The following is a 9,878-nucleotide window of genomic DNA, read 5'->3' as shown; positions in this document are numbered from 1 at the left end:
CCCACCCACCCGTCTCGGCCTGTTTGCCGGGCACCCGACCAAATGCAAGAGCCCGACCAGCCTGCGTGCCGGTCGGGCTCTTCTCGGCAGGCATCTACTGATGGAAATCGCTGCCCTTGACGCGAGAGATGAAGGCCCGCCACTCACTCGCGGTGAACGAGACGAATCCGCCACCGGGGTTCTTGGAGTCACGCACAGCCCGACCCCTGCCCGGCAGGTCGGCTATCTCCACGCACTCGTTGGTGCTGCCGCTGAAGCTTGACTTGCGCCAGTTCGTCGGGGTGTCCATGCGATACCTCTAGTTTCCTTTAGTCCCGAGTTCGTGAGCGATCCTGGCGATGCGTTCCAGGGAGCCGGCGGGGTTGAGCGCGCTGGAACGCAGGTCGTCGAAGACGAGGGTGTACCCGGCCACTTCCTCTTGCGTGTCCAGGTACAGGCTGGAAGACAGGTTCTCCAGCCACACGACCCCGCTGTCATTGGGCACAGCGAACGACAGCACGAGGAACGGGCCGCTGAGTCCGGCGTGCGCGCCGACCGAGTACGGCAGCACCTGGAGCGTGATGTTGGGCCGCTCGGTCATCTTCGCCAGGTGATCGAGCTGGGCCTGCATGATGGCCGGACTTCCTACAGGAGTCCGTAGCGCGGCTTCCCCGATGATGGCCCAGAAGCGCACCGGGTCCTGATCGCGCGTCAGGATGACCTGGCGCTCGGCCCGCACCTTCATCAGGGTGTCCACGACCTCATCCCGCACCATGGCGGGGTTGGCCTTCATGACAGCCCGGCTGTACTCCTCGGTCTGAAGGAGGCCGGGAATCAGGATGGACTGAAACGTCCTGATGTACCCCGCATCGGCTTCAAGGCCAAGGTAGTTGGCGTAGGCAGGCGGGATGATCTGACCATAGGCGTCCCACCACCCGCGCTTGCTGCCGTCCCGGGCAAGCGCCGTCAACCGCTCAAGAAGCTCATCATCCTTGACGCCATAACTGGCCAAAAGGTCGCGCACATCGCGGACCCGGATACCCAGATACCCCAGCTCGATTCGGCTGATCTTGGAACGGCTGCACTCCAGCGTCTCGGCGGCCTGCTCCAGACCAACGCCCGCCCCCTCGCGCAGTTTGCGCAGTTCAGAGCCCAGACGACGGCGGCGCACCGTCGGTGTCTGCTCGACCACCTAGCTCCTCCTCTTTGCCTTGGAACCAGTCTGCCCGCTTTCCCGGCCGGACGGTATCCGATGATCAAGGAACCGTTCCTGACGAACGGAACCGTTCCTTGAGAACCGTTGCGACAAGAACAGATTCCGGTCTACCGTAGGCGGCACGTCACTACTGGCACTTCCGCAAGTACCGACTGTGACGAACTCCCCCCACTGGTCACGACCAAGGAGCCCCGTTGGTCAACAACGAGTTCGGCCAGACCCCGGGTCTGCGAGTACCGCTCATACGTCGGGTCGCACCAGGTCAACACGGCTTCTTGCTCTACTTCGGCCGGGACGGCCTGCGCATCGAGACTCTCTCCGAAGCCCAGGCCATGACGCTGGCGACCGACTTGGCCCGCGAACTCGGCCTCTCAGTGGCCAGGCAAACGGGCCCATGACCGACGCGTAAGTCCCCCACCAGCGGCCGAAGATGGCCGCGCCCCTCGAACGAGGCCAGCACTATGACCATCAGAAAGATGCTCGCCACCCATCGTCTCAACCACTCACCCACCGGCCGACTCCACACGGAGGAACGGTCATGACGAATCCGCCTCACCCCTGGTCCAACCGCTTCGAGTTGGCCTGCGCACCGACCGCCGTCCGCTGGGCCCGCATCCACGCCCGGGACGTCCTCAAGAAGTGGGGCGTCCCGGAAGGCGTCATCGATGACGCGGAGTTGGTCGTGTCGGAGCTGACCACCAACGCCGTTCGGCACAGTGGTGCCGCAGACACTCCGCCGCCCAGGGTGGTGGATGGCCGCGTGCGCCGGTTCATCCTGACGCTGTGGTGCTTCCCCGACCACATCCACATCTACGTCCATGACCAGGACCGCACGCCTCCGGCACTGCGGCCGCCCTCGGTCGAAAACAACGGCGGGCGTGGCCTCCATCTGGTCGAGAAGCTGAGTTCCAAGTGGGGCTACACCTACCCCACGCGGTTCCCGGACTCCGGCAAGACCGTATGGGCGCAGCTCGACTTCCCTGGCAGTCCGGCTCCGACCGACGTGCAGGATGATGCCACTCGGTCCGTCGCCATACCCCGCCAGACTGGCGTGCAGACGTGGCGCAACGACCCGGCCACATGACCGAGGTGGTCAGGCGATTGCGGGCCAGGGTGACACGTCACGGCTTCGCCGCAACCTGAAGTCGAGCTTCTCGGCGCCCAGGCAGGGGACGAGGTGAACGAGCACCATTTTCGCGCTCGCGTTCTCGACGCAGGTGATCGCCCTGTCGGTCACCGACGACGGGGGTACCGGCACGACCCCGAAGGTCGAGCACCGGGACCAGGAGGCGGAGCACGGCCGGGGCCTGGGCATGGTCAGCGCACTCGCCCACCGGGTCGTGGTCCACTGCAGCCAGGGCGGCTACACGGTGACCGCGGAACTCTTCACCGACACGCACAGGGGAGGCCATCCGTGCTGACCAACTGGCCCCGCCGGGGCTTCTGGTGCGAGTGCTGGACACAGGACCTCACCAAGGAGGAACAGCCCGTACTCCGGGAATCCTTCGACGCGTACTCGCCACCCCAGGCAGACAGATGGATCGCCATCGCCCTACGCACCATCACGCCGGCCCTCGACTCCGGCGCCTCCGACGAGGCATGGGCGTGGCTGTACGAGGGACGCATCGAAACACGGAGAGCACTCCTACGCGCAAAACCCTGCACGGTCTCCATCACACACGCCGACACACGCATCACCTGGACAGTCCGACCGGCACTCTTCCTACCCCTCGCACACCACCAAGGAACCGAACTCCCGGCCTGCGCACACGACTTCAAAACCCCCACCAGCCACAGAACCGAGCATGTCGGATCCCAGCAGACCGTGTCGGATCCCAGCTGACCGACTGAGTTACAACTTTCTCTACTGGTTCAAGCCCCGGCTGCGCTCCGCTCCGCCGGGCGCGCTTCCCGGCTCTGGCTGCGCCCGCGCTCCTGCCTTCGGCCCGCTCGGCGCTGCCGCCGCCGACGCGCGCCCACAGTGGATAGGGCCGGAGGCCATGAGTTGAGCACCGTATAAGCGGCCACGGTCAGAACGAGCCTCCGGCGGGGGATCGGCCGGCACCGGGGCGGAGGGGGCGCCGTTCGAGGCTGCGGGTCCGTAGTGGCGTGCGTGGGGAGCTTCCATCCCGTCCGCCATCGACCCAGGCAGAGCCGGGCAGACGCGGCCCAGGGCGTCAAGGTCGTTCGTACAGTGGCGCGCTCCACCTTGACGCCCTGAACCACGCCCGCTCCACGGTGTGTGGGTCGACGGCGGACGGGATGGAAGCGGAGCTAAGTGGTGGGCAAGGACGGCAGCGAGCGCATCGGTCGACGCCACAGCTCCCATCGAGATTTTCCAGCCAATGTTGGCGAGCACAGCCTGGCTACACGTTGACCACACGGTGTATATACACCCTGACCTCGCAACCAGCGCTTACACCGAAATGCCCGTCCCCGAGGAACCAGCCTTACGCCAAGCGCTTCGTTGCTGGAAGTGAGCGTCTGCTTGGTGACTGGATTGGGACCCAGGCGAGCCGCTGCTACGGTCTCCAGACAGATCAACCGAGCGACGCCCCACAACCCCCTGAAGACTCAGACCAGTTGTCGCGTCGCGCCTGCTAAAATCCCGCACACCGAAGACCCGCATGGCTTCCCGCACCACCGGGTTTGCCGCACGGGTCACTCGATATTCAACAATTTAGGAGCAGTTCGTGTACCAGCACGACTCCACCCAAAGCGGCGTGCCCGTTGAACCTAGCGCACTGCCCAGTGCACAGAACAGTACACCCAGGGAAATGGCCCAGTCACCCCAGGCATCTCATGCAGCGGCTTGGGTTTCGGCCTTCGCGGGTCTGATCGCTGCTCTGACCGGAGCAGCGGCATTGTTCATCCGCTAGGTCGACCGCGTCCCCCTCGTGCCCGTCCGAGGGGGAACACGGGAAACAACAGCGCCCAGTGGCTCACGAAAGCGGTACCCGCAGGTCAGCGAACCCGCAGGTCCGCCGTGATCCGCATACGCGATCTTCCAAACTTGTGCTCAGGTCTCAGCTGGCCCACTTGACTGGCGTCATTGAGACTCCGCCGACCGCTATGTGACGTACCGGTCACTTCGACACAGACCGCCGCTTCGCGGTGCGATCATAGTCAAGTGACCAGCCTGATCATCAGCATCATCGCCCTGTGTGTTGCCACGGCAAATCTGACCTGGCAACTCGCGCTCTATCTGCTCAACGGGCCGCGCATCCGGGTTCGCATGGCAGTAGGGGCATACGGCCGAGGTGGCCTGATCACAGTCCCGGTAGAGAAGGTTAAGGATCTCAACGAGACCTTCGCGTCGTTCGAGAGTCAGGGCTTCAGCCAACTAGTACTGGTCGTTCAGGCTGTGAATCACGGCCGACTCGGCGTGCAGCTGCTCGATTTCGGCATCGACGTGCCGAAGGGACTCAGCGCCAAGCCCGTGAAGGACGCCATCACCGAGACACCCATGCCGTACGTGCTGGAGCCTCATCAGGAAGGCACGTGGGCTATGCCTTTTGAGTTCGTGCCCGATCTGATTCGAGCGTGTCGAGGAGTATGGCCGCATGAAACGCATCCCATCAGGGGCTACGTACACAGAGCAGGGGGCAAGAAGATTCGTTCCACTCGGAGCCTGACCCTAGATCTGCGGGATCCGGAGTCGGTCTCTTGAGGAGATCGTCTCGCGAGTCGCGGACTATTCGTGGACAAGGGCCTAACTACGGATCACTCGTGCAGCCGTGACCTGGGCATACGCCCGGGACCGAAGGGCCCTCCGGAACCGTGTGCTTCTGCGTCTCAACGCAGGCGAACAGCAGTGAGCCTGACACCACAGCGGTGCCAGGCTCACTGAGTTGTGGCTACCGGAAGAGGTTTACCGGAACCGTGAACCTGGCCTCCAGGTCCTTCCAGAGGGTGTCGCCGGTGACCAGCGGCCGGTTCAGGCGCTCGCCAAGGGCGATGCACAGGGCGTCACCCAGGGCGAGCGTCCGACCGCCGTAGTGCTGCCGGTCGCGATAGGACTCGTAGACGAGCTTCCCGGCCCGGACCGCCTCGTCCACACTGGTGGGCTCGACGCGCAGGCCGAGGGCCGTGAGGTCCTGGTGGAGCTGTTCAGGCGGATTGAGGTATCCGCGGCGGAGACAGACGGTGGTCACCTCGGCGAAGTTGGCGGTCGACATGCTCGCCTCAGGCAGCAGCTCGTCGACGAAGTCGGCTCCCTCCTCATGGAAGACCCACGCCAGTACAGCGCTGGAGTCAAGGACGACGGGGGTTTCGCGGTTCACTCTGGTACTCCTCGAGAAGGCCATCGGGATCAGGTGGACCAGCCCCGGAAACGGGCTGATCTAGCTCCCGAGAGGCGCCCAGGTGGTCGAACCGGCTGGCGTCGGCGCCGCGCAGAGTGCGGATGTCACCGACGGCGTCGAAAGCCTCCGTCTCCGCGGTCGGCGGGATGCCGGCGCGGATACGGTCCTTGACCGCCTGCGGGGTCTCCACGATGACGACGCCGGGGCGCAGGGCCCGGAGGATCACCTCGGCCCCCTCGGTTAGGCCGACGGCCCGCTGGAGGGCGACGGGAACCGTCACCCGGCCGCGGGGGCCGACCTTGGTGCGAGTGGGCTCGCTCATGCTTGTTGCTCCTTGTAGGGGGCCGGCTCCGTGCGCACGAAACCAGGCTGCGAATCCCCCCTCGGCGTCCCGAACAGGAATGACATCCGTCCGGGATGCCCGGCGCGACTGCCTCACTGGTGGGCAGGTCTTTCCCCCGCCACTAGGCGAGGGAGCGCCGCTCATCCTTTCTAGGGGAGAGGTCTCCTTTTTGGTGTCCTCTGTTTCTGGTCGCAGGCCCGCGCCACCTTCGCTCAACCCGAAATGCTGAGGACTGCGACTTGTGGGCTTACGACCATCACGATACACCTAACACTATCCGCGTCACCAATCTGACCTTGTCCCACATCGAGTGGAGTGTGGGCTGCCTCTTCGCGCTCACCGGCGACGCAGACGGCACGCCGGCGCCCAACGAAGAGGTCGTGCCAGATCCGTGCCAAGGTCGTGCGGGGGATCACGGGGAATGGCGGGGAACAACGCGTCAGCCCGTCATGCCTCACAGCAGCTTCGCCGCTGGTCAGTGCAGCAACTACTGCCAAAGAACCCGAGCTTCCCAAGCTGAGGGCCCCTCGTGAAAGCGAGTCCCGCTGTCAGACCTGCGCTGTACGGTCCGTCCCATGGCCAAGAGACCAACAACGAACTGGCGCGAGGGCATAGCCCAAGAGGTCGCGGAGCTTGCCGCCAGCACCCTGGATCCCGACTGCGCGTGCATGGTCGAACTGTTCCCTGACGAGCTCTTGCTGGAGACCGACGCAGTCTTCGACACGTTCGAAGCCGAGTTGCCTACCGTCGCCGAAGAAGACGACGCACGGATCTTCGCCATAGTGGAGCGTGTCGTCCTGGCCCTGAACGCAGTGAACGCAGCTCACGACGAATCCGCCTTCGAGACCGACGAACGCGAGCAGTTGTGCTCTTACATCGATGAGGCCCTTACCGAGCAAGGAATCGACGTTGCAGCCCTGACCGCCAGGCACGGGCTCGGTCGGTACGAGCTCACTGACCAGTGGCGAGACTGGTGAACAACCCCTCACCGCGAGTCAGGTTGGCTGTGGTCCGTCTCAGTTTCCGTCTCATTCAGCCCAGTTCACCGACGTTCAGCCAAGACCAGAAGCCGAGACCCACCTGACGACGGACCACCGATGAACGCAGGTGAACGGCCCCGTACGAGCGCCATCACCCCACCACCACAGTTGGAAAGCGTGCATCTGGCAGCAGGGCCGCAAGTGCCACGCACGAACGATATGGAGCATCCGTAGTCAGGGCTGCTCCGGTGGACAAGGCCTGCTCATGGCCGACTACACCTCGTTGAAGCCACGCGACGCGTCGTAGATGTCAGCCTCGATGACGACCACGAAGAAGCTCGTCACGACGTAGTGGACCATTACTCGGTCTTCCCAAGCCGCGCGCGTCACAGTGAGCCTTTTCCAACCTCCCGCGTTAGTTCGGACGTAGAGGAACAAGCCAGGAAGCGATGGCTGGTCCGCTGGCCGGAACAGAAGGCGACTGCGCGCTTTCGCCGGGACACACTATCCCCGAGCGAGACGGAGTCGGGTTTCCGGTCGACAAGTCATAGGAGTTGCGACGATGAAGATCCAGAACAGGATCACCGTCCTGGCGGCGACGCTTCTGAGCTGCGCGGGCATGGTCACGTTGGCGACGGGAGCGAGTGCCGCCGTGCCGACGCCGGACTCTACGGCGGGAGTGTCCGCCCGTGTCACGGCCGCCGCTGCCGCGAGCAGCTATCACACGATCAAGAACATGGCCTACAGCCAATGCGTGGACGCGCCCGGCGGGGTGCTCAACGTCAGACTTCAGCTGGCCACCTGCAACGGCTCCAGCACGCAGAACTGGGCGTTTGTGTCGACCGGTTCGGCGGACACCTACTACCTGGTGAATCAGGCGAGCGGGTACTGCGCCGAGGTCAACAACGGCACTAGCGTTCCGGGCGAGGCCGTCGACGAGTACCTCTGTGACGGGCTGGCGTCGGAACAGTGGGTCGAGACCGCCGTGATCGTCGACCAGAAGATCGGCGCGAAGTTCAGGCACGTGGGCACCAATCTGTGCCTCGACACGGTCGGCGGTGCCGGCAGCCAGCTCATGCAGTGGAGTTGCGACGACGCACACCCGGCGGCGGCCCAGGTCTGGATCGTGAGTTAGGCCGCTTCCGAGCAGCCTGCCGCTCACCGTTCGGCGGGCTTGCTCAACCGAACGCCGTTCCTGCCGGGGCGATCACACGGCAGGAACGGCGTTCACAACGGCAGGGCCTTCTGGCGGTTCGGGATGCGATCCCGGGGCGAATACCAGGAGGCCCTGCTGTGGCAGTGAGCCTTTCCAACCTCTCGCGTTGGTGGGGCAGTTGGCCTGACTGACAGGTGAAGCCCCTGGTAGATGGGTTTCGACCAAGAGAACCGTCTCCACCAGAGGCTTCGCATGCTTGTCTACCCGTCCGGCGTCGACGTGTCCAGCTCTGCCCTCCGCTTCCTCGCCGCCCGTTTGAGGAAACACCGCCACGCTCTCGGAACCCGGTGGCGGCGCCTGAGCGCGGGCCGACAAGCCCTGCTCACTCTCACGCACCTCCGTAACGGCCAGCCCTACGCCCAGCTCGCGGCCGGTTTCGGGATCGGCACCACCACCGCCTACCGGTACATCAGCGAAGCAGTGGAACTCCTGGCCGCCCTTGCCCCCACGCTCGCCGAAGCAGTACGGGCTGCGTCGACGAAGGCGTACCTGATCCTGGACGGGACGCTTCTGCCGATCGACAGGATCGCCGCCGACCGGCCTTTCCACTCGGGCAAACATGAGAAGCACGGCATGAACGTGCAGGTCATAGCCGACCCGAAGGGTCGTCTCCTGTGGGCTTCGCCAGCCCTGGCCGGTGCCGTCCATGACGTCAGGGCCGCACGCGAACACGGCATCATCGACGCTCTCGCCCAGGCCGGCATCAACTGCTGGGCGGACAAGGGTTATCAGGGCGCGGGTGGCACGGTCCGCCTGCCTTACCGCGGCCGATGGGAGAAGCTGTCCGCCGGTCAGCAGGCCGTCAACCGGTCCCATGCGAAGGTGCGGGCACTGGTCGAACAAGCGATCGCCACCCTCAAGTCCTGGCGGCTCTTGCGCAAGCTCCGCTGCTCGACGACCCGAATCACGAGCCTCGTCCAGGCTGTCCTCACCCTTCATCTGGCCAGCTCAGACTGAAGATGGAAAAGGCTCAGTGTCGGTCGTGAAGGCAAGGTGACTGTCGGCGCCTTCAGGGTCCGCTGCGATCCTCTTGACGAGCCACAGGAACTTCTCTCGATCTGCGGCCGGCATGTAATCACGGAACCGCGCAACCTGCTCGGTGAACTGGACGCGTCTCTTCATCAGCGCAGGATTCTATGGACACGGCGCGGACCTCTGCAGGAAATATCGGTCGAGGGCGTTGGGCCCACAACAGGTCGTGGGCACAGTCAGCGAGCAGGTCGATGACGGCTGCTACGTAGCGTGGGCGGTGCCGATGGAAATGCCAAAGCCAGCCGCGGGTTGGGCGGGCCCAGCCGCCCCGCCGCTGACTCCGCACAGGCACCACCCCCGGAAGCACCTGCCCACACCATCAGTCAGGGCCGAAGCGGGGGTCTGGGGGCGGCAGCCTCCAGGAACGGGACAGGTGCGGCCTGGGCGCGCGAACCCCTTCCCACCTGCACCTTTTCCCGCTGCACGGGCCGTTGTCAGTGGGCTGCGCTAGCTTTCTTCGTGTTGGGTCGCCGTGCGGCGACGAAGGCAGCCATGGGGTGGGTTGGCGATGGGTGACAGTACGGCTACTGCGACAGATCTCGACGTGCAACTGGAGCGGTACCGCGTCGAACTGACCGGGTACTGCTACCGCATGCTCGGCTCGTCCTTCGAGGCCGAGGACGCCGTGCAGGACACCATGGTCCGTGCCTGGCGGAACTTCGAGAAGTTCGAGGGGCGGTCCAGTCTTCGGTCGTGGCTTTATCGGATCGCCACCAACGTCTGTCTGGACATGCTCGCCGCCGGCAACAAGCGCGCCCGGCCCATGGACCTCACCGACTCCACCCCCCTCGCCCGGGCCGCCCTCTCC

General features: G+C 64.9%; 12 protein-coding genes and 1 pseudogene. 9 read left to right on the top strand and 4 right to left on the bottom strand.

Features of this window, described 5'->3' with window-relative positions; translation table 11 throughout:
• Nucleotides 1-94: 94 nt before the first annotated feature.
• Nucleotides 95-289 carry a DUF397 domain-containing protein gene (locus AOK08_RS30200; protein ID WP_055531939.1) on the bottom strand — a complete coding sequence of 65 codons (195 nt, stop codon included), beginning with the start codon at nt 287-289 and terminating at the stop codon, nt 95-97.
• Nucleotides 290-298: 9 nt separating this feature from the next.
• Nucleotides 299-1,171 (bottom strand): helix-turn-helix domain-containing protein, encoded by an 873-nt coding sequence (locus tag AOK08_RS30195; RefSeq protein WP_055531937.1) that lies wholly within the window; start codon nt 1,169-1,171, stop codon nt 299-301.
• 218 nt (nt 1,172-1,389) lie between these two features.
• On the opposite strand from AOK08_RS30195, the gene AOK08_RS30190 reads away from it, so the two are divergent.
• The 5 genes and pseudogenes from AOK08_RS30190 (at nt 1,390) to AOK08_RS46065 (ending at nt 4,865) form a co-directional block, all read left to right on the top strand.
• Nucleotides 1,390-1,593 (top strand): hypothetical protein, encoded by a 204-nt coding sequence (locus AOK08_RS30190; protein ID WP_055531933.1) that lies wholly within the window; start codon nt 1,390-1,392, stop codon nt 1,591-1,593.
• A 140-nt stretch (nt 1,594-1,733) separates the two neighbouring features.
• Nucleotides 1,734-2,279: an ATP-binding protein gene (locus tag AOK08_RS30185; RefSeq protein WP_055531931.1), complete on the top strand. Its 546-nt coding sequence runs from the start codon at nt 1,734-1,736 to the stop codon at nt 2,277-2,279.
• 112 nt (nt 2,280-2,391) lie between these two features.
• A pseudogene (locus tag AOK08_RS30180) lies at nt 2,392-2,616 on the top strand (ATP-binding protein); the annotation flags it as partial.
• Nucleotides 2,610-3,038, top strand: a complete 429-nt coding sequence (locus AOK08_RS47735; protein ID WP_055531929.1) for a hypothetical protein — start codon at nt 2,610-2,612, stop codon at nt 3,036-3,038. The pseudogene AOK08_RS30180 and the gene AOK08_RS47735, both read left to right, overlap by 7 nt.
• Before the next feature lie 1,287 nt (nt 3,039-4,325).
• On the top strand, nt 4,326-4,865 hold the full coding sequence (locus AOK08_RS46065; protein ID WP_157876866.1) for a hypothetical protein: 540 nt from the start codon (nt 4,326-4,328) through the stop codon (nt 4,863-4,865).
• 187 nt (nt 4,866-5,052) lie between these two features.
• On the opposite strand, the gene AOK08_RS30170 is transcribed toward AOK08_RS46065, so the two are convergent.
• Nucleotides 5,053-5,478, bottom strand: a complete 426-nt coding sequence (locus tag AOK08_RS30170; RefSeq protein ID WP_055531928.1) for a type II toxin-antitoxin system VapC family toxin — start codon at nt 5,476-5,478, stop codon at nt 5,053-5,055.
• Entirely contained in the window at nt 5,450-5,821 is a 372-nt protein-coding gene (locus AOK08_RS30165) for an AbrB/MazE/SpoVT family DNA-binding domain-containing protein (RefSeq protein WP_055531927.1), read from the bottom strand. Before AOK08_RS30165 ends, AOK08_RS30170 begins: the two co-directional genes overlap by 29 nt.
• A 596-nt stretch (nt 5,822-6,417) precedes the next feature.
• Between AOK08_RS30165 and AOK08_RS30160 the strand changes: the two genes are divergently transcribed.
• From AOK08_RS30160 to AOK08_RS30145, 4 genes are all read left to right on the top strand, one after another.
• On the top strand, nt 6,418-6,819 hold the full coding sequence (locus AOK08_RS30160; protein WP_055531923.1) for a hypothetical protein: 402 nt from the start codon (nt 6,418-6,420) through the stop codon (nt 6,817-6,819).
• Between the two features lie 565 nt (nt 6,820-7,384).
• Complete coding sequence (locus AOK08_RS30155) at nt 7,385-7,957, top strand: RICIN domain-containing protein (RefSeq protein ID WP_055531922.1); 573 nt, start codon at nt 7,385-7,387, stop codon at nt 7,955-7,957.
• Between the two features lie 273 nt (nt 7,958-8,230).
• Nucleotides 8,231-8,995, top strand: a complete 765-nt coding sequence (locus AOK08_RS30150; protein WP_055531940.1) for an IS5 family transposase — start codon at nt 8,231-8,233, stop codon at nt 8,993-8,995.
• A 583-nt stretch (nt 8,996-9,578) separates the two neighbouring features.
• A partial coding sequence (locus AOK08_RS30145; protein ID WP_157876864.1) for a sigma-70 family RNA polymerase sigma factor occupies nt 9,579-9,878 on the top strand: 300 nt, incomplete at its 3' end.

Origin of the sequence: Streptomyces graminilatus, from assembly GCF_001418565.1 — a bacterium.
In the GTDB taxonomy this organism is placed as follows: domain Bacteria; phylum Actinomycetota; class Actinomycetes; order Streptomycetales; family Streptomycetaceae; genus Streptomyces; species Streptomyces graminilatus.
This window is presented reverse-complemented; position numbering and strand designations above follow the sequence as displayed.